General features: G+C 62.8%; 17 protein-coding genes. 12 read left to right on the top strand and 5 right to left on the bottom strand.

The window, feature by feature from the left end; all coding sequences use genetic code 11:
* Positions 1-124 precede the first annotated feature (124 nt).
* The 12 genes from HV770_RS06930 (at position 125) to HV770_RS06875 (ending at position 15,154) form a co-directional block, all read left to right on the top strand.
* On the top strand, positions 125-1,507 hold the full coding sequence (locus HV770_RS06930; protein ID WP_175158697.1) for a phenylacetate--CoA ligase family protein: 1,383 nt from the start codon (positions 125-127) through the stop codon (positions 1,505-1,507).
* Entirely contained in the window at positions 1,504-3,081 is a 1,578-nt protein-coding gene (locus tag HV770_RS06925) for a polysaccharide deacetylase family protein (RefSeq protein ID WP_175158696.1), read from the top strand. The genes HV770_RS06930 and HV770_RS06925 overlap by 4 nt, the downstream gene beginning before the upstream one ends.
* Positions 3,078-4,199 carry a non-hydrolyzing UDP-N-acetylglucosamine 2-epimerase gene (gene wecB / locus HV770_RS06920; protein ID WP_175158695.1) on the top strand — a complete coding sequence of 374 codons (1,122 nt, stop codon included), beginning with the start codon at positions 3,078-3,080 and terminating at the stop codon, positions 4,197-4,199. The genes HV770_RS06925 and wecB overlap by 4 nt, the downstream gene beginning before the upstream one ends.
* On the top strand, positions 4,192-5,451 hold the full coding sequence (locus HV770_RS06915) for a glycosyltransferase (RefSeq protein ID WP_175158694.1): 1,260 nt from the start codon (positions 4,192-4,194) through the stop codon (positions 5,449-5,451). The genes wecB and HV770_RS06915 overlap by 8 nt, the downstream gene beginning before the upstream one ends.
* Before the next feature lie 11 nt (positions 5,452-5,462).
* Positions 5,463-6,593, top strand: coding sequence for a glycosyltransferase (locus HV770_RS06910; protein WP_175158693.1), 1,131 nt, complete (start codon positions 5,463-5,465; stop codon positions 6,591-6,593).
* 332 nt (positions 6,594-6,925) lie between these two features.
* A complete protein-coding gene (locus tag HV770_RS06905) occupies positions 6,926-7,951 on the top strand; it encodes a glycosyltransferase (RefSeq protein ID WP_246290738.1) in 1,026 nt (341 codons plus the stop codon).
* A gap of 19 nt (positions 7,952-7,970) precedes the next feature.
* Positions 7,971-9,110 (top strand): FAD-dependent oxidoreductase, encoded by a 1,140-nt coding sequence (locus HV770_RS06900; protein WP_175158691.1) that lies wholly within the window; start codon positions 7,971-7,973, stop codon positions 9,108-9,110.
* Positions 9,107-9,901: an NAD-dependent epimerase/dehydratase family protein gene (locus HV770_RS06895; protein ID WP_175158690.1), complete on the top strand. Its 795-nt coding sequence runs from the start codon at positions 9,107-9,109 to the stop codon at positions 9,899-9,901. Before HV770_RS06900 ends, HV770_RS06895 begins: the two co-directional genes overlap by 4 nt.
* Positions 9,898-10,731: a sugar phosphate isomerase/epimerase family protein gene (locus tag HV770_RS06890; RefSeq protein ID WP_175158689.1), complete on the top strand. Its 834-nt coding sequence runs from the start codon at positions 9,898-9,900 to the stop codon at positions 10,729-10,731. Before HV770_RS06895 ends, HV770_RS06890 begins: the two co-directional genes overlap by 4 nt.
* Positions 10,728-11,084 (top strand): DMT family transporter, encoded by a 357-nt coding sequence (locus tag HV770_RS06885; RefSeq protein WP_121316695.1) that lies wholly within the window; start codon positions 10,728-10,730, stop codon positions 11,082-11,084. The genes HV770_RS06890 and HV770_RS06885 overlap by 4 nt, the downstream gene beginning before the upstream one ends.
* A gap of 36 nt (positions 11,085-11,120) precedes the next feature.
* The gene (locus HV770_RS06880) at positions 11,121-11,918 is read left to right on the top strand and encodes a glycosyltransferase family 2 protein (RefSeq protein WP_246290737.1); all 798 of its coding nucleotides are present in this window, start codon (positions 11,121-11,123) and stop codon (positions 11,916-11,918) included.
* Positions 11,919-11,968: 50 nt separating this feature from the next.
* Complete coding sequence (locus HV770_RS06875; RefSeq protein ID WP_175158687.1) at positions 11,969-15,154, top strand: hypothetical protein; 3,186 nt, start codon at positions 11,969-11,971, stop codon at positions 15,152-15,154.
* A 69-nt stretch (positions 15,155-15,223) separates the two neighbouring features.
* Here the strand turns inward: HV770_RS06875 and HV770_RS06870 are convergent, their stop codons facing one another.
* The 5 genes from HV770_RS06870 to HV770_RS06850 all read right to left on the bottom strand — a co-directional run bounded on the left by HV770_RS06870 (position 15,224) and on the right by HV770_RS06850 (position 19,748).
* On the bottom strand, positions 15,224-16,120 hold the full coding sequence (locus HV770_RS06870) for a methyltransferase domain-containing protein (RefSeq protein WP_175158686.1): 897 nt from the start codon (positions 16,118-16,120) through the stop codon (positions 15,224-15,226).
* A gap of 65 nt (positions 16,121-16,185) precedes the next feature.
* A complete protein-coding gene (locus tag HV770_RS06865) occupies positions 16,186-17,064 on the bottom strand; it encodes a hypothetical protein (RefSeq protein ID WP_175158685.1) in 879 nt (292 codons plus the stop codon).
* Positions 17,065-17,079: 15 nt separating this feature from the next.
* Positions 17,080-18,123: a glycosyltransferase family protein gene (locus HV770_RS06860; RefSeq protein ID WP_241991294.1), complete on the bottom strand. Its 1,044-nt coding sequence runs from the start codon at positions 18,121-18,123 to the stop codon at positions 17,080-17,082.
* A 3-nt stretch (positions 18,124-18,126) separates the two neighbouring features.
* Positions 18,127-18,774, bottom strand: coding sequence for a histidine phosphatase family protein (locus HV770_RS06855; RefSeq protein ID WP_175158684.1), 648 nt, complete (start codon positions 18,772-18,774; stop codon positions 18,127-18,129).
* A complete protein-coding gene (locus HV770_RS06850; protein WP_246290736.1) occupies positions 18,771-19,748 on the bottom strand; it encodes a glycosyltransferase family protein in 978 nt (325 codons plus the stop codon). The genes HV770_RS06855 and HV770_RS06850 overlap by 4 nt, the downstream gene beginning before the upstream one ends.
* Positions 19,749-19,767: the final 19 nt, after the last annotated feature.

Genomic DNA, 19,767 nt, shown 5'->3' with positions numbered 1-19,767 from the left:
CGCCTGCGAATGCGCCGCGGCGCATCCGGCGCGAGCCGGATAGGCGTAACCCACAAGCGCACCCCAGAGGCGCTTCCCGCGGCGCGACATAGACGCGCCACAGGCGTAACAAGGTTCGAACTTCATGCGAGCTAATCACCCATTTCTGCGCTACTCCGAATCCCTGCTCGTGCGTCAGCCGTTGCGCACCTTGAAGGGTTTCGCGGGCGGCTATATCGCGTATCCGATTGCCGAGAGCCGCGAAAAACGCAACGTGCGGGCCAAAATCCGCGAACTGCGCGAGCACTACACGCTGCCGATGCCGCATCGCCGCCGCATCGCGCTCGAACGCCTCGCCGGCATGCTCGAATTCGCCGGTGCGCAGGTGCCGTATTACCGCGACCTGTTCAAGGCTTTGCAGTTCGAGCCGGCCAAGGTCAAGCAGGATGCGCGTTATCTCGAAGAACTGCCGTATCTGACCAAGGACATCATCCGCGAGCAGGGGCCGCGCCTGTTGTCCGGGCCGCTCGAAGCGGGCCGGCATCACGCGTGCAAGACCGGCGGCTCGACGGGGCTCTCCACCACGATCTATTACGACCAGGAGGGCGCGGATTACTCGTCGGCGGTCACCAGCTATTGCCGTGAGCGGATCGGCAAGCTGCGGCATCGTTCGGAGCTGCACTTCGCGTGCCGCTTCCCGGACCAGGTGATGCCCGAGTGGCCGTCGCGCGAAGACTTCAAATGCTTCGCGATGAACCGCAGCAACATTTTCTTCGACCGCATCGACGATCAAGGCCTCGAAGAGATGTGGCGCACGCTCAAGCGCCGCAAGCCGTATCTCGCGCACTCGCATCCATCGACCATGTACGCGCTCGCCTGCTACGTGCAGCGCAAGTACGGCGGCGGCAAGGCCTTCCAGGTGTTCGAATCGAGCGGCGAGCTGCTCGAACCGCATGCGCGCGAGATGATCGCGTCGGCGCTGCGCTGCCGGGTGATCGACCGCTATGGTCTCGCCGAACTCGGTGTGATGGCGTACGAACTCGACGGCCATGAAGGAGGCTTCCAGATTCTCGAATCGGAAGGCTGGCCGGAAAGCCGCGTCGTGCAAGACAACCCGGACGGCGCGCATGAACTCGTATTCACCGGTTTCCGCAACAGGCTGATGCCGCTGATCCGTTACGCGACCGGCGACCTCGCGCGCGTGCAGGAAACGGCCAAAGGCTTCTTCCTGACTGACGTGGTCGGGCGGATTCACGACGTGGTGCCGATCAACGGTGTCGCGCATCCGACCCATCACATCCAGGACATGCTGGACCATCGCGTCGGCGGGATTCAGGAATTCCAGATCGATCTGCGCACGACGCCGCCGACCTTGCGCATCGTGCTCGAACCGTCGGCCAACGCGGACGAGACTACCGCGAAGCTGCGCCACTTCTGGCAGGACGCGTTCACGATCGCCTACGTCGGCCATGACGATTTCGTGCGGGTCGGCAGCCGCGCGAAGTTCCGTCACGTGGTGAGCGCATGATCGGCGTTCTGTTTGCGAACACGGCCGCCGAAGCCGGCCAGTACGTGCTGGCGGCGCTGCAACGCTCGGTGAGCGCGACCCAGGCTCAGTCGATCACGCGCAGCACGGTGCGTGAGCGCACGCCGGACCTCGTGGTCGCGGTCGACGCGCCCGATGGCTGGAGCGCGGACCTGATCGCCTGGTTGCGCGCGCGGCCGCGCAAGCTCGTGGTGTTCGGCCACATGCCGAGCGCGCTCGCGGATATGCTGCGCTATCAGGCGACCGGCTTGCCGGAGAACCTCCCAGCCGCAAGCCGCAGCGCGGTGGCGCCGGCGCATGCATCGCGCGAGAGCGCGGCGGCGGTGCGCTACGGCGCCTTGGCGCAAACGCTCGGCGGCGCGCCGTGGCATCGTCCGTTCGAGCGCTTCGATTTCACCGACGAGTGGAACAACCTCGGCTACGGCGCGATTCGTTGCGACGGCTCGATCTGGTCGCTCCGGGAAGCGGTGCAGGTGCCCGCCGAAGCGGAACTCGCAGCGGTCGAGGTGGCCGGCGAGCGGCAGCTCGCCTACGCCGCGCTGTGGGATGTCGACGGCTCGAGCGTGTTGTGGTTCAACCGGCCGGTCGGCCCCTGCGATTCGTTCGAATGGCGCATGGTCGAGCAATTCGTGTCGGGCTACCGCGCGGACACGCTGCCGTGTCAGCCGGTGCTGAGCGAGCTGCCATGGGGCTACGACGCGGCGATCACGTCGCGGCTCGATTGCGACGAAGACATCGAGTCGGCGCGTCCACTGTGGCAAGCGTATCAGCGCATGGACGTGCCGTTCAGTCTCGCCGTCAACTCACAGAACCTCGATCGCACCGAGCATCACGGCATTCTTCGCGAACTGCTCGCCGACCCGCATCACGGCGCGGTGCTGTCGCACACGGCCACGCACGCGCCGAACTGGGGCGGCAGTTATGAGTGCGCGCTCGCCGAGGGCAGCCAGTCGGCGCAATTCATCGAGGCGGTGACCGGCGTGCCGGTCCGTTACGCGGTGTCGCCGTTTCACCAGTCGCCGCCGTACGCCCTGCGTGGACTGGCCGATGCCGGCTATGACGGCTGCGTCGGCGGGATCATCCGCAACGATCCGGAGTTTCTGACCGCACGCGGCGGCGCGCTGGCCGGCATGCCGACGGGCTTCGTCGGCCACAGCCAGCAGTGCATGCTGCATGGCGAATGCATGCTCGAAGAAGGCGATCCGCTCGCCGTGTTCAAGCAGGCCTTCGACTACGCGTACGCGACCCATACCCTGTTCGGCTATCTCGACCATCCGTTCTCCGAGCGCTATGCATACGGCTGGAAGGACGAGGCGTCGCGGATCGACGCCCACGAGCAGTTCATCGCGTACATGCGCAGCAAGGCGCGCCGGCCGCTGTTCCTGCACGAGGACGCCGCGCTCGACTTTCTGCGCTTCAGGTCGCTCACGCAGATCGTCGAAGAGGGCGGCGCGTTTCGCGTCGTGACACCATCCATTCAAACGACCCCGTTGACGCTCGGCGTCGAATTCCGGGGCGCACACACGCAGGTCGAGTCGGGGAAAGCACTGCAATGAAAGTTATGGTGGTGATGGGCACGCGGCCCGAGGTGATCAAGCTGGCGCCGGTCGTGCGAGCGTTGCGCGGCGAATTCGACACGGTCGTTTGCGCGAGCGGGCAGCACAAGGACATGGCCGCGCAAGCGCTGCAATTCTTCGGCATCGAACCGGACATCACGCTCGATACGATGAGCCCCGGGCAGTCGCTGAACGCGTTGTCGTCGCGCCTGATCGCGGCGCTCGACCGCGCGCTCGACGAAACGCGACCCGACTGGGTGATTGTGCAGGGCGACACGACGACCGCCTTTTGCGCCGGTTTCGCGGCGTTTCATCGCGGCATCCGCGTGGGTCACGTCGAAGCGGGCCTGCGCACCGGCGATCTCGCGAGCCCGTTCCCCGAGGAAGCGAACCGCAGTCTGCTGAGCCGCATCGCGACGCTGCATTTCGCGCCTACCGAACTGGCGCGCCGCAATCTGCTGAGCGAAGGCGTGGCCGCGCAGAAGATCGTCGTGACCGGCAACACGGTGGTGGATGCGATCGGCGCGGTGCGCGAAAGCTGGAACGCGACGCCGCCGCAAAGTCCGCTGCCCGCATGGCATGGTGCGCAGAAGGAGCATGTGCTCGTCACCTGCCATCGGCGGGAAAATTTCGGCGACGTGCTGCAGGACATCTGCCGCGTGCTGCGCGATCTTTGTCAGCGTTATAGCGACTACCGCTGGGTGTTCCCGGTGCATCTGAATCCGTCCGTGCGCGCGCCGGTGCATCGCGAACTCGACGACATCGCGAACCTCGCGCTGATCGAACCGGTCGACTACCCGACGAGCCTCTATCTGATCAGTGGCAGCGCGGTCGTCGTCAGCGACTCCGGCGGCATTCAGGAAGAAGCGCCAACCTTCGGCGTACCGGTGGTCGTGATGCGCAACCACACTGAACGCCGCGAAGGCGTCGACGCCGGCTTCGCGACGCTGGCCGGCCAGGCCGCGGCGAGTATCGAAAGCGCGGTGTGCGGCTGGCTCGACGATCCGGCGCGGCGCGCGGCGTTGCGCAATCGCGCAAATCCGTATGGCGACGGGCTGGCATCGCAGCGGATCGTCCAGAGTCTGCAGGGCCGCGCGGTCGAGGTGTTCGTTGGTTGAGGGCAAGTTTCCGGGCAACGAGAGCGTATTGGCCGCCCAGGACTGTGTACTGTTTTCCACCGCCGATTGGGACGAACCGTATTGGACCAACAAGCAGCACACGGCGAGCATTCTCGCCGCGCGCGGCTGGCGGATTCTGTATGTGGAAAGCGTCGGCTTCCGTTCGCCAAAAGTGGGCAGCGGCCGCGACTGGCAGCGTTTGTGGCGCCGCCTGTGGCGCGGCGTGCAGTCGCTCGTGCTGGGGCCGCCACGGCGCGCGGACAACGTCTGGGTGCTGTCGCCGCTGATGGTGCCGGCCGGCCATCACCTGCCGTTCGTGCGCGCGTTGAATCAGGCGTTGCTGCGCTTTTCGGTGACGCGCTTCGCGAGATCGCGGCGCTTCAGGAAGCCGGTGGTCTGGACGTATCACCCGTACATGCTCGATGCGATCGAGACGCTGCCGCGCGGGCCGCTCGTGTATCACTGCGTCGACGATATCGCCGAGATTCCCGGCGTCGACGTCGTGGCGTTCCGCAACGCGCAGCAAGCGCTGCTCGGCCGCTGCGAGGTGGTGTTCACGACCGCGATGTCGCTGAAAGAAGTGTGCTTGCCCTTCAACCGCAACACGCATTTTTTCGGCAACGTGGTGGACGACGCGCATTTCGGCGAGGCGGGCAGCGAAGGTCCGCTGCCCGCCGAGCTTGCCGCGATTCCCGAACCGCGGCTCGTTTATCACGGCGTGCTATCGGACTTCAAGGTGGACTTTCCGTTGCTGCTGCAAACCGCGCAGGCGCGGCCGCACTGGCAGTGGATCATCATCGGCGAGGAGCGCGAGGGGCAGCGAAGCGAACTGCTCGCACAACTGGCGCGCCTGCCGAACGTGCATCTGCTCGGCTATCGCCCGTATCGCATTCTGCCGCAGTACTTGCGCGGCATGCAGGTCGGCGTGCTGCCGACGCTGCTCAACGACTACACCCGCTCCATGTTTCCCATGAAGTTCTATGAATACCTCGCGGCCGGTCTGCCGGTCGTGTCGACGCCGCTCGATTTCGCGAAAGAGCCGCGTGCGGGTCTCGAAGTGGGCGGTGAGCTCGACGCGTTCGTCGCGGCCATCGAAAAGCAGTTGGCGCGCGGCAAGCTGAGCGCGGACGAAGCACGCGCGGCGGTCGGTGAGAACACGTGGGAAGCGCGGCTCGACAAGATGCTGCGGATTACGTTTGGCGGCCATGCCGCCGGCAACGGCAGTCCGGCTTCGCTGGACGCGGTTGCATGAGCGGCGCGGGTATGAAAGTTCTTCACGTTTATCGCACGTATTTTCCCGACCCGCCCGGTGGACTTCAGGAAGCGATTCGCCAGATCAGCCTGTCGACGCGGGCGTGCGGGGTCGATCCGCGGATTTTCACGTTGTCGCCCAATCCGGTGCCGCGCGACATCCGGTTTCCCGAAGGCGTCGTGACGCGCTCGCGCTCATGGGCCGCGCCTGCTTCGTGCGACCTTGGCGGCTTCGAGTCGCTGCGGCAGTATCGCGCGCAGGCCGAACAGGCCGACGTGCTGCATTTCCATTTTCCGTGGCCGTTCGCTGACGTGCTGCATCTGCTGGGACGCGTGAAAAAGCCGGCGGTGATGACCTATCACTCCGACGTGGTGCGTCAGCGCGCGCTCGGCTATGTGTACGGGCCGTTGATGCGCTCGATGCTGCGTTCGATGTCGGCGGTGGTAGCCACCTCGGCCGTCTACGCGCGCAGCAGCGCCGTGCTGACCAGCGTGGTCGACAGCGAGCGTCTGAAGGCGATTCCGCTCGGCATCATCGACTATCGTGACGATCCGCAACTAGGCCGTTTCGCGCCGCAATGCCTCGACCGGCTGAAGCTCGGCAGGGAGCCGTATGTGCTCGCCCTCGGCGTGCTGCGCTACTACAAGGGGCTGCACACGTTGATCGAGGCGGCGCCGTCGATCGGCTGCAAGATCGTCATCGCCGGGTCGGGGCCGGAAATGGAGCGGCTGACGGAGCTGGCGAAGCAGGTGGGCGCGTCGAACGTCGTGTTCGCGGGGCAGGTGTCGCACGAAGAGAAGGTCGCGTTGCTGAGCGGCTGCCGTGCGCTGGTGATGCCGTCGCATTTGCGCTCGGAGGCGTTCGGCATGGTGCTCGTCGAAGCGGAAATGTTCGGCAAGCCGATGGTCTGCTGCGAGATGGGCTCGGGCACGTCGTACGTGAACGAGCATGGAGTGACGGGCTTCGTGGTGCCGCCCGAGTCGCCGGTGGAGTTTGCGGCGGCGGTCAACGAACTCGTGCGGGATGAGGCGCTTGCCCAAACGATGGGGGCGGCGGCGCGTGAGCGGTATGAGCGGCTTTTCTCCGGGCCGGCGCTGGGCAATGCGTATCGGGCGCTTTATGAACAGATATTGGAGCGATAACGGCGCTTGCGGACACGCCTGTGTGCAGCGTTGCGGGGTCTGCTTACAGTTTGAAACAACTTGCGATAAAGAGCCGGTGACGGCATAGTTAGACTCAAATTTTCCGGCCTGGCGAGGTTCCGGAAGTCCTTTCGCAACTTTGTTTGCACGAAACGCGCATGACGGCCCAAGCGGCCAGAGCCGTGCCAAGCCCGCATCTATTGCGCATTGCACTCTTCTGTCACGTCCGTAAAAGATGTCGATCGTGCCGTTCGAATGTGTTGCACGATGTCGACGCCGGAGATTCAAGGAGGCGTGTCGCGCAGGCCAGGTTATTGCCAAGGAGGCAGGTAGTGTTTTTCCCGGTGTTTTTGTCCGTTGTATTTGTCGTTCGCAATCAGGCGCGGGATATCGAAGCCATCCTGATGGACGCAGCCTCGGTCCTGAGCACGCTTGTCAGCGACTACGAACTGATTGTCGTGGACAACGCGTCCGAGGACGACAGTGTCGCCGCGCTCAAGCAGCTTGCGGGCGATCGCGGCTTGCCGAATCTGCAGGTGTACGCGTTGACCAAAGAGGTCGATTCGGATACCGCTTCGTGGGTGGGTCTGGAAAATGCTCTCGGCGATTTCGTGGCGGTCGTCGACCCGTTGGCCGACGACATCCGCTTCCTGCCGACCATGCTCGACAAAGCCGCGAGCGGCGCGGATGTCGTATTCGCCGCGAACGAACAGCAGCCTGTGCAAAGCTGGGCCTATCGCACCTGCCTGAGCGCGTTTAATGCGTTGTACAAATGGTCCAACGGCGTGCATCTGGCTAAAGACGCGCCTCAGTACCGGCTGCTCAGCAAACGCGTGATCAATTTCATGCTGCAGCATCCGATGCCCGCGATGACTTATCGCTATCTGCCGGCCACCGGTGGTTTTGCACGCGTGAATCTGACTTACAGCGCGCTGCCCAAGGCCGCGCAAGTGAAGCGCCTGTCGCACAGTATCGATCGCGGGATCCGCCTGCTCGTGTCGACCACCAAGGCGCCGATGCGACTCGTGACCGCGCTTTCGTTGTTTGGTGCGGTGTCGAATCTGGTCTACTCGATCTACGTGATCGCGATCGGCTTGATGAAGTCGAACGTGGCGCCTGGCTGGGTGACGCTGTCGCTGCAGCAATCCGGCATGTTCTTTCTGATCTCGCTCGTGCTGCTGGTGCTTGGCGAATACATCCTGCAAATGGCACGACTGAGCAACGAGGGTCCTCTGTACCATGTTGCCCAGGAATTCACGAGCAGCGTGATGACGCGTCGCCAGAAACTGAATATCGAAGACGTCAGATTGCCTGAGCCACACCGCGCGGATGTGAACGACTCCATGCACTCCTCCTGAGTAGAGGGAGGATCTGCTCATGCAAGATGCTGTGGTCATCGGCGGTGGCTTCTACGGAACGGCGATCGCGATTTACCTCAAGAAGCAGCGCGGCCTGAAAACGGTGACATTGATCGAGCGCGAGCCGGCATTGCTGGCGCGTGCTTCGTACAACAACCAGGCGCGCGTCCACAATGGCTATCACTATCCGCGCAGCTTCACGACCGCGTTCCGCAGCCGTATCAACCTGCCTCGTTTCGTCCACGATTTTCCCGATGTGGTGAAGCGCGACTTCACCAAGGTCTACGCGATCGCGCGGCGCAATTCCAAAGTGACGGCGCGGCAATTCGAGCGGTTTTGCCGCGAGATCGGCGCGAGCCTCGAAACGGCTCCGCAGCAGATTCGCGATCTGTTCGAACCGCGTCTGATCGAGCAGGTGTTTCTGGTGGAAGAGTATGCGTTCGATTCCACCAAACTTGCGGACTGGGCGAGGCGCGAGCTCGCCGAGTTCGATATCGATGTCAGGCTCAACACGCGAGTCGAGCACATTCATCGGCTTGACGAAGGTTTCGCGCTGGAGTGCAACGATGCGAACCATCCAACCCTGCAGGCCAAATATGTCTTTAACTGCACGTATAGTGGCCTGAATCAGTTCGCCGGCGACTTTCGCGGCACGCAAACGAAGCTGAAACACGAGATCACCGAGATGGCGCTGGTCGAGACCGTGCCCGAATTGCGAGGGCTTGGCGTGACCGTGATGGACGGTCCGTTTTTCTCGATGATGCCGTTTCCGGCCCGTGGCCTTCATACGCTCTCGCACGTACGCTACACGCCGCATTCGAGCTGGATGGACACGCCCGGCGAGGACCCGTACAAGAGATTGAACGAGTACCAGCGCGACAGCCGCGTGGACCGCATGGTGCGGGATGTGGGGCGCTACTTTCCCGCGGTTTATGATGCGCGTTACGTCGAATCGCTCTTTGAGGTCAAAACGGTTCTCGTGAAGAACGAAGGAGACGACGGTCGTCCGATCTTGTTCGAGAAATACGCCGCGTCCGATGGCCTGTATTCGATCCTGGGCGGCAAGATCGACAACATCTACGACGTGCTTGAGAAGCTGGACGCAGAGACCTTCGTTTCTACTTCGCCAACGCAAACAGTATTGGGAACACGCAAATGAGCGATGCACTGATTGGATATACGGGGTTTGTAGGATCGACCCTGTTGAAGCAAAAGCATTTCGATGCGCAATTCCGTTCGACCAATATCGAGCAGATCCGCGGGTCGTCGTTTGGCCTCGTAGTCGGTGCGGGAGCGCCCGCTCAGAAGTGGATCGCGAATGCGCAACCGGAAGCAGACCGCGAAAAGATCGAAGGGCTGATCGATCATCTGTCGACGGTTCAGTGCGACACGTTCGTGCTGATCAGCACGGTCGACGTGTTCGGCAATCCGCTTGGCGTCGATGAGAACACGCCGGTGGACGAGGAAGGTCTGCATGCCTATGGCCTGCACCGGCGCTTGCTGGAGAAATTCGTCGAGTCGCACTTTCCGCGTCATTTGATCGTTCGTCTGCCTGGACTCGTCGGGCCGGGGCTGCGCAAGAACGTTATTTTCGATTTCCTGAACAACAACAATCTGCACGCGATCGATAGCCGGGGCTCGTTCCAGTTCTATCCGATGGTGAACCTTTGGGACGACATCCAGACCGCTCTCGCGGCCGGTCTGAAGCTCGTGCATCTGACCGCCGAGCCGCTCACCGTGGCAGAGGTCTCGGAAGCCGGCTTTGGCAAACCGTTCGATCAGGCGACGGTGACGCACCCCGCCAGCTACGACTTCCGTACCGTGCACGCCGGTCTGTTCGGGGCCACGGGCTCGTATCAGTACAGCAAGCGCGAAACCATTCAGGCCGTGCGCTCTTATGCGCAATCCGAGCCGCTGAAGGCCGCAGTCGAATCGGCGGGGAAGGCATGAGAATCGCCATTTCGAACATCGCCTGGGAAGTCGCCGACGACCAACTGGTCGCGGACGTTTTGCAGCAGCATCGCGTCGACGCGATCGACGTTGCGCCCGGCAAATATTTTCCGGACCCGAAGACCGCCGAGGCGGCGGACATCGCACGCGTTCGCGCGTGGTGGTCCGATCGCGGAATCGCAATCACGGGGATGCAGTCGCTGCTGTTCGGGACAACCGGGCTGAATCTGTTCGGCACGGCCGAATCGCAGCAAGCGATGCTGGAGCATTTGCGCGCCGTGTGCCGGATCGGCTCGGGCCTGGGCGCACAGCGGCTCGTATTCGGGTCGCCGCGTAATCGTGATCGCACGGGTCTTGCCGACGATGCCGCGCACGATATCGCGGTGACGTTCTTCCGCCGCCTGGGCGACATAGCTGCCGGGCAGGGCGTGTTCGTTTGTCTCGAACCCAATCCGCCGTGCTACGGCGCCAATTTCATGACGAACAGCCGCGATACGGCCACGGTCGTGGAGGCGGTCGCGCATCCGGCAATCCGTATGCAACTCGATACGGGTGCGGTCACGATCAACGAAGAAGATGCGCGCGAGGTCGTCACCCGATACGCGCACCTGATCGGCCACGTGCACGCGAGCGAACCGAATCTCGTCACCCTCGGCGAGGGCGGGACGAATCATCGCGCGGTAGCCGAGGTGCTGACCGAGTTGTTGCCCGGGCAGGTGGTGTCGATCGAAATGCTGGCGCCGAAATCCGGCTCAGCGGTGGACGCGGTGCGTCGCGCTGTCGGCGAGGCCGTTCGATGCTACCGCGCCGACGGCGGAACGGCCGCATGAAATGGCTCATTCTGGTGCTGGGTATCGCGTCGAATGCGTCCGCAAGCGTGCTGGTGAAAATCGCGATGATGCCGCCAAGGCAATTTCCGAGTCTCAGCGATCCGGTCGGCGCGCTGAAGAACGGACCTTTCTGGCTCGGTCTCGCGTTGTACGGCGCGGCTTTTCTGCTGTACGCGGCGGCGCTCGGCAGGCTGCCGCTGAACGTTGCTCAACCGGTACTGACCGCCGGCGCGATCGCGACCGTGGCGATCCTGTCGGTGGTGATATTCCGTGAACCTTTTCCCTGGACCGTCGGCGCGGGGATCTTGTTCATCATCGCGGGCGTTGCACTGATCACGGCCCGCGTAGCGTGAAATAAAAATGGATCACAGACTTCAATGAAACTCGATATGTCCCAAGAGGCCCGCGCCGCCTGGCAGGTGCCCGCTTTCAGAATTCAGCTCACGTCGGAGCCGCGCAGTCCGTGGTGTGTGGTGATCCCGGTAATCAACGAGGGCGCGCGCATCCGCAATCTGCTCGAGCGGATGGCGGCGCTGGGCATTCACGCCACGGCGGATGTGATCATCGTCGACGGCGGCAGTACCGACGGTTCGCTCGATCTCGAGTTCCTGAAGAGCCAGGGCGTGCACACGCTGCTGCGCAAGACGGGGCCCGGCAAGCTGAGTGCGCAGTTGCGCTGCGCTTACGCGTTCGCGCTGGACCAGGGCTATGAGGGCATCGTCACGATCGACGGAAACGACAAAGACGATCCCGACGCGATTCCGCGCTTCATCGAAGAATTGAAGCGCGGCGTGGATTTCGTGCAGGCGTCGCGCTACCTGTCCGGCGGCGTCGCGGAGAACACGCCGAAGTCGCGCGATCTGGCGATCCGGCTGATTCATGCGCCGATGCTCAGCCTCTTTTCCGGTTTTCACTGGACCGATACGACCCAAGGTTTCCGGGCCTACAGCCGCAAGATGCTGCTCGACCCGCGCGTCGCGCCGTTTCGCGACGTGTTCGATACCTACGAGCTGCTCGCGTACCTGTCGTATCGTGCGCCGAAGCTCGGCTACCGCTGCCTCGAAGTCGCGACCACGCGTCGCTATCCAAAGGGCGAAGTGCCCACGAAGATCAGCAGCGTGAAGGGCAATCTCTCGGTGTTGCAAGTTTTGTTCAAGGCGTGCTTCGGCGCTTATAACCCGTCGTGAAGTGCTAGCGCGGCTCGCACGCGCCTGATCTGCGATGAAAGAGATGTTCAATGCCAAACCAACTGACAAACACAGAAAAAACGAGCGTGGTGGTGGCGTCGGCCTCTCTGGCCGCAGCCGCCCTGGCGCTGGGTCTTCGCTTGACGCTGGCGCCGGCGTACGCGGATTTCATCGTCGGGAGCATCACCTGGAGCGCGAATACGAAGTTTCAGGATCTGTTCGCGCCACTGTTTTTCATGGCGGTGCTGCTCGGTGGTCTCGCCTTTCTGTCGGCGCAGATCAGGACCCTGAAGAACCACGCCACGCAGGGGTCATATGCGCGTGATCTTGCGGAACAGTTGCTGTGGTGGTCGGTGCCGTCAGTGGTGGTGGTCGCGGGTCTGATCACTGGCGCGTCGATCGACCGAACCATCCTGCTTGTCTGCGCGGCGGGCTTGCTGGTGCTCGGCGTGTCGGCGTGGTTGCAGGCGGAAAAGCCGGAGCGGGTGTCGCCATGGCTGACCGGGCTGAGCCTGTTCTCGGCGTTTCTGATCGCACTCGTGCCGCTTGAAATTGCGCTCGCGACGGGCCGCTTGCCGGTGGGCATGAGCGGCCATGTGGACGTGACACGCTACGCCAGGGTATCGCATCTGCTGATCGGCGTGCTCTTTCTTGCAGTGCTGGCGTCGGCCTTCACGCCGCGACTGACGTTGCGCGTCTTGCCAAAAAGCATCCTGATCGGCCAGTTGGGCTTGCCGCTGTTTTTCCTGGCGCTGTATCCGGCGCGGCTCGCGCTGCCTGACGGAGCGCTCACCAAATACCCGACGACCTGGGCGTTGAAGGGGCTCGTGATTGCGTTGGCCGTCGCGGGCGTCATCGATGTTTTCCGGCGCTATGTCGGCTATTGCCGCGACGAGCGGCAGAGCTACAAAGTCCTTTTCTCGCCGCTCGCCTTGTTTGGCCTCCTGATCGCATTCAAGTTTGGCAACACGCTCGGCCCGTCGCTGGCGCCGAACGACTACGAGTTCGGCCAGAACCTGCTCGGCTGGTGGTCGTATCTGAAGGGTGTGGTGCCGTATGTCGGCTATATCTCTCCTCACGGCTTCATGGAGGACGATCTGCCCGGACTGCTGTCGGTCGTGTTCTACGACGGCACGGCGACGAGTATTTTCGATGCGACCCGGCTGAGTTCGACGCTGCTCGCGCTCGTTGCTTTCTTTGCGCTTTATAGGTTTTCCGGCAGCCTGGGGCTGGCGCTGGTTTCGACGTTCTTCATCGGCGGCAGAACGGCTTTTCTGTTTTTCACGCCGTTCATGTGCCTGTGGTTCAGCAGTTCGCTGCGAGCGCGGCCGGCCCGCTGGCTCGCGGTGTGGCTCGTGAGCGCGACGATCGTGGTGCTGGGCGTGCCGCCCGCGGGTCTGCTGCTCGCCGCCGCGTCCGGCATCCTCGCGCTCGAAGCGGTATGGCGCATGTGGCGGGATGGCGAGCGCGAAGGCTGGAAGACGCTCGCGACGGTCTGCGTCGTGCTGCTCGTGCTCGCGGTGGTGACCCCGTTGGGCGCCATGTTGATCGGCGCGATCCGCTATGTACTCGACAATGGTCCGATCAATCAGGTCGCGTATGGTATTCCGTGGGAGATCAGCTGGAATCCCGGCAGCCCGAAGTCCGGCCTGGTTTTCGAAACGATCCGGATGTTGTGGCTCGGCGCGCCCGCTTTCTGTTTGATCATGGTCTACACCGGCATCAGGAATCGCGCCACACGCAGTGCGGCGTTCTTGCCGGCTGTGGTCGTGATGCTGTTCGCGCTGCTGCTGACGCCTTATTCGATGGGACGCATCGATGCGGGCGATATGTCCCGTGCGGGGCTCGCGGCCATTTTCGGCTGGTCGGTACTGATTCCGGTCGTCGCGTGGCACTCGACGCTGCGGTTCAACCGCACTGCATTGATCGTGCTCGTCGCGGGAATGAGCGCGACGCTGAATTACACGACCCTGGCGTTTTACACGGCGGTGTTCTCCGCGGCGCCGTCCATTCCCGTGTTGCCAATGAAAAACGGTGTGGATTGGGGGATGCCTAACGTCGGCCAGGGGATGGTGCAGGACGAGCAATGGGCGCGGCTCGTCAAGCTCAACACGCTGCTCAATAGCAAGCTCGCGCCGGGCGTGGGCTACCTCGATCTGACCTCGCACAACGCACAGACTTTCTATTTCGGCCGGCCGGTGACGATGCCCGTCACGGCGGCATACAACATGGCGCCGGTTCGGCAGCAACAGCAAGCGGTCGCGAGGCTGGAGCGCGATTTGCCCAGCATCGCGCTGCTGTCGGCGGACAACATTACGTATGACGGCGGCGGACTCGCATTGCGAGACCCCGTGCTGTACCGGTTCGTGATGGATCACTACACGCCGGTGTGGGCGGACGGCGTCATTCTCGGCTTGAGCGCACCGGCGATGATCGCGCAGCAGGGACACCGGTTCACGGCTGGAATACGCAACCTGACGGACGATAAGTGGGACAGAGGCGTCAGCCGTAGCGAAGCCGCATTGTCGCTAGACCCGAGCACGCCAATGGTCGCGTTCGCGCCGGGCACGCCGGTTCGTTTGCGCAACGGCGAGACACGCAGCGTCACGAAGATATCCGCCGAACAGCATGCGATCTGGCTCGACGGTGGCACGCTCGATCCTGCACAGGCAGGGTATCCCGGCGTCGTCGACGCGACGCTTGAACCCGCGCTGCAAGCGGAGTACCGGTTGACGTTGCAGGATGCGTCGTTCGCGACGCCTGAGCTGGGCAAGATTCCGGTGGCCTGGGGACGTTCGGACAAATCGCTGTCGAAGAAAATGACACGGGTCGCGTCGCTCGACGCGCCGGCCCCGACCTTGCGCGATCTGGCTCAGGAAGCCGGCCTCTATAAGGTCACCGGCGGCAATTCGCAATTGAGCTTCGACCTGTCCTCGCTTGGCGTGTCCGGTCATTCCGCAGGCATGCTTCGTTTCGAGTTTTCCTGCGTGGACCGCCGCGCGACGCCGCGATTCAAAATAGCATGGTGGGGCGACCAGCAACAGGGTCCGGCCGACGCAGCCCATCTGACCTTCACGGCCGACGACGGAGTGCTGATCGTCCCGCTGGACGCGTATCCTCGCTGGCTCACGCTCGGAAAGGTGAAGGGGCTGCAAATGACGCTTGCCGACCCGAACGCGTGCGGTGCATTCGGCATCAGGAACGTGGCGCTGTATCAGCGCAATATTTTCCGCTAGGCGTGTGTTCGTACCGGCCGCTTCCGGTTGCCGGCGGCCGGCTCACCGGCTCCGGCTTACCGGCCGTACTCAGCAGCGTTGGACTGCGAATCGCAATGCGCGCCGAGTTTTCCAGAACGGGCGACCGGGCGCATCGTCACGAGCTTGCGTTTCCATCCGGCGCCAGCTCTCGACCGTCTCGGACTTGTCGTTCGACGGTTTGAGCGAAACGAAGAACTCCATATCGTTTCGCTCGGTGTCGAAGAAGTTGCCGCATGCGAAGTCGATCAGCCCGAGTTCCGCCATTTCACGAAACAGGCGTGCGAACGAACGCGGCGAAAATACCCAGCAGTGCACGTCGTGATAGGCGCCATTGTGCATACAATCCTGCGCCACCCCCAATGCGGTGTCGAGATTGTGATGTCGTTCGACTGCGAACGGGTCGAGCGGCGCCCTCCAGGCTGACGCGCAATCCACTTTTGCAACGTTGATGCAGTAGTCGATCAGGACCTGCGGTTGCGGAACCCGTGCGCCAACCAGATTGCTGTGCAGGACCGCCGCGATCCGCGTTTCTTCGCGGAAGTAATCGAACGTGAAGCGTTTGTCCGGCACGATCAGCCTGACCTCGCCGCCGGGATTCAACACCGAGCGCAGTTCGTGCAACCACGCGATGAGGTCCGGCACGTGTTCGACCACATGCGAAGCGACCACGTAGTCGACGTGCCTGCCGCCCAATGCTTGCAGAAGCGTATTGGCGCCCCATACGGCATCCACGTCGACGATCGCGTCCACGTTCACATTTGGGTCGTTCTGGTATTTTCCACGCAGAGTTTGCGTGTTGGCGTGATCGACATAGATGACGGGCCCGTCGTCCCTGAGAAGAAACGGGCGGCATAGCGCCCCGATCTCCAGGCCAAGACTGCTTTTCTGATCCAACCCGGCGAGCAGCTTTTGCTTGCGGGTGAGGGGGGTACGGCATGCAGACATCGGGCTCTCCTGCTTGAAGAGACTTCCAGATTCTTACCGAGCCCTCATCATAGCCGACTGAGCTGTTAAAGAGGCGGTGCTATTAATCTGCCGGTGTGCGGATGCGGCGTTTGCGTGTAAACGTCGAAAAAATGCTGTTGCCAGATGGCGCACATGAAATCCATCTGCCCGGTGAGCCGCTGATCGAAGACGCCAGACATGTCGGCGCGCTCCACCAGCGGTCGCATGTTGCGAACCAGCAGGCGTTCGAAGTCGTCGATGCAGTAGTCCGCGACCTGCTCGCCGGAAATCGGATATGACGCCACCTTGCATTGCGGCGTCAGCGACAGATAAGTACTGAACAGCCGTTCGACGATGAACGGCAGGAACGGCGCCGGATCGGTGTGCGTAGTGTCCAGCATCACGGCGCGCGCGGCCGGGTGATCTGCGTTGTTCTCCAGAAAGTCGGCGATAGGGACGAGGACCTGTCCGACATAGGCATCCCAGAAGCGCGGCGAGCCGACCCAGAAATTGCAGTAGGACAGCGTGCTGTTGCCCTGGCGCGGCACATCGTTCAACTGCCAGTCGATTCCCGACGCATCCAGCAGCGCCTGGGCCGCTTGCCGCAAGCCGGGATGCGCGTGCTCGCCCTGCATCCACACATTGAACGACCAATACGCAAGCTGCGGAAACGGATTGATGAACCACACGTCGCAGCCAAGCTGCGCATCCACGAACGCGGTGAATTGCTCGGCGCTGATCCTGGACTTCAGCGTGAACTTCGGTGAAAAGAGCCCGGTGGCGGCATGCTTCAAATGGACCCCGCTGCGGTACAGATCGACGAGCATCCTGAACTCGCGCCACGCCGCCGCCGGGTTGTCGCGAATCTCGAGCGGCAGGAATGCGTCGCTCGACAATTGCTGCCCGGGCTGATAGAGCGGCTCGTACATACCGTATTTACGCATCTCGTCTCTCCGGCTTCAGTTCGTCAACACGGAAGTCAGGACTTCAGCGCTGAAGCGGATATGGTGCCTGTCGTGCACGTCCTGGTAAGCCCGTTCGCGGATGTCGCGGCGCAACTGCGCGTCCGCCGCCATCGACTCCATCGCCGAGAGCCAGGCCTCGTAGGTGTTGTCGACCAGCAGGCCGGTCCGTTCGTGCTCGATGCAGTCTTCGTAGATCGGGCTGCGCGAATAGATGCCCGCGACTCGCGCAGTGCCGTAATTGAGGTACTTGAACGGATTCTTGCAACTGTTGAAGAACAGGCTCTCCGCGTCTTCCGCGCCGCCCAGCGGCGTGATCGAGAACGCGTAATTGCCGGCGATCAGCGATTGCACGTAATCGGCGTACTGCTTGCGGCTCGTGTAGTGCAGGAAGGGCAGCGAAAAGATTTCCGGGAAGGGGTCGCCGTAGAAATCCAGCGTGTATTCCGGGTGCAGATGAAAGAAGTCCTGCAGCACTCTGAGCAGCACTTCCTTGCTGTTGTGCACCTTGATGAGATCCGCATTCGTGAACACGATTCTCGGCGGATCGGACTCGGCATTCTCCCAGCCCCGCTTCTCCGGAATGTACTTCTCGACATACATGCCGTTCGGCAGCAGCACGGGATGCTCGCAATACTCCTTGATACCGGCATACAGATTCTTGTTCGCCACGGTCACGACGTCCGCGAGTCCGATCAGCGCCTGAATCGCATCGAGTTGTCGCGACATCTTCTTCGCGTTGCTATACGACGGGAATGAGAAGATCCAGTCGTCGACGTCGTAGATCACGCGCAGACCGCGCTTCCTCGCCTGCGTGGCGATTTCCACGGCGGCCTGCGAACTGTGCTTGCTCAGAATGAGCACATCGGCCCAATTCAGCGCCGCGTGCGCGCGATCATGGTTCTCAGCGATCGCGGCATAGACGAGTTGACCCTGATCGGTCAGGTAGTCCAATGCCTCGGTGACACGTGCTTCCACGGACAGCGACAGCGCATCCGCCGCAACGTGGGAAACCCGCTGGAGTGCCAACACCTTCATCATTTCTCATTGCCTCGTTGGGGTCAGCATGGGGCCGGCGGTCTCGGCCGGCGTCAGCGAGAAGCCCTTTAGCGTCGCCTTGCGCGCGTTTGCGTCGGCATGTGCGCCGCCGTGCGCATACTCGATGACCGTCAGGCTCGCATGCGCGGGCAGCAGCGCCGGAAACCGCTCCATGCCGATGCCGAGCGCATGCTGAATCAGACACGCGATCGGCCCGGAATGCGCGACCACCACGATCCGCGCGTCGGCCGCCTGTTGCGCGAGCAGTTCATCGAGCCAGTTCGTCACGCGCCGGTTCAGCGCTTCATGAGACTCGCCGCCGGGGTAGGGCGTCGCGTTGTTGCGGTAGAACTGGGGCTGCTGCGCGACGAATTGCGCGAGCGGCCATTCGGCCACCGAGCCCGCATCGGTCTCGCCCAGACGCGCGTCGATCCGCCATTCGGCTCGCGGAAACATCAGGCGCGCGGTTTCCTGCGCGCGCCGCCACGTGCTGGTGAAGAAGTGATCCGCGTCCAGTTGCACCTGATCCAGCCAGCGTTGCATTGCTTCGGCCTGGCGCCGGCCTTCGTCGACGAGCGTATCCGCTGGCGTGCCGGTGACAAGCCGCGCGGTGTTTGCGTGCGATTTCGCATGACGGAACAGGTAGAGCATCATGATGACGCCACCGCTTCGTCGAAGACATTCAGCAACGGAATGATGGCGTCCGGCAGGCAGTGCTTCTGCAAATGCCGCCGCAACTCCGGCATGTGCGGATTCGACGCGAGGCTCGCCGCCACGCCGCTACGCACACTGGTCTCGGAGTCGGGATCGACGAACTGCGCAAAGCCGTCGAAGTGTTCGCGCGTCCACGCCGAGTCGCTTAACACCAGCCGGCAACCGGCGAGCCCCGCGGCAATCGCCGACAGGCCGGCCGGTTCTTTCGAAATCTCGATGTAGTAGCTCGCTTCCTGCAACGCCGCGCGCATGATTTCCGACCGATACGGCAGACCGTCGATAAACAGGGAATTGGCCGGCGCTTCGCGGCGGCACATCTCATAGTAGGCGCGGTTGCGCGAGCGGCCGACGAACACCAGCGGCGTGCCGCTGTCGCGTAGTGCCCGGATCGCCAGCAGCTGATTCTTGCTGGGCTCGATCACGCCGAACCAGATCGCGTATTCGTCGAGGTCGTACATGGTGCGGAACAGCCCAGGCGGCGCATCTTTCGTGAACACGACGTCGACGCCGGCGGGCACCAGCCGGATTTTTTCTTCGGGCGCGGGAAAGTGCGAGCAGAAATGCTCTTTCTCGGCGACCGATTTGAAGACGATGTATTTCGCGAGCCTGACGTGCTCAGCGATCATCTCCGCGGGCGGTGGTTGTTCGGCGTTGATCCAGAGGTTGGGCCACAGCACGATCGGCTTGCCCGCCGCCGCGACGGAGCGCAGCAATTCAAGTCCGCCACCATGCACGGAGAAATGCAGAACGACGTCGTAGTTGTCGATGGACTGCGAAAACGGCCCGTAAATATCGGCGATGTAGCCTTGTTTCTTCAGACTGTCGACGAGGCTGACGATTTCGAACTCGCCCCCGCCTTTCGCGAGAAAAGCGGAGTGGTAAGTGGTAACCAGAATTTTGGGTTGAGCTTTCATTGCCGGTGCTAACGAGTCG

This window comes from Paraburkholderia fynbosensis, from assembly GCF_902859935.1.
Classification (GTDB): domain Bacteria; phylum Pseudomonadota; class Gammaproteobacteria; order Burkholderiales; family Burkholderiaceae; genus Paraburkholderia; species Paraburkholderia fynbosensis.
The sequence above is the reverse complement of the archived record's forward strand: the minus strand, read 5'-3'. Positions and strand labels throughout refer to the sequence as shown.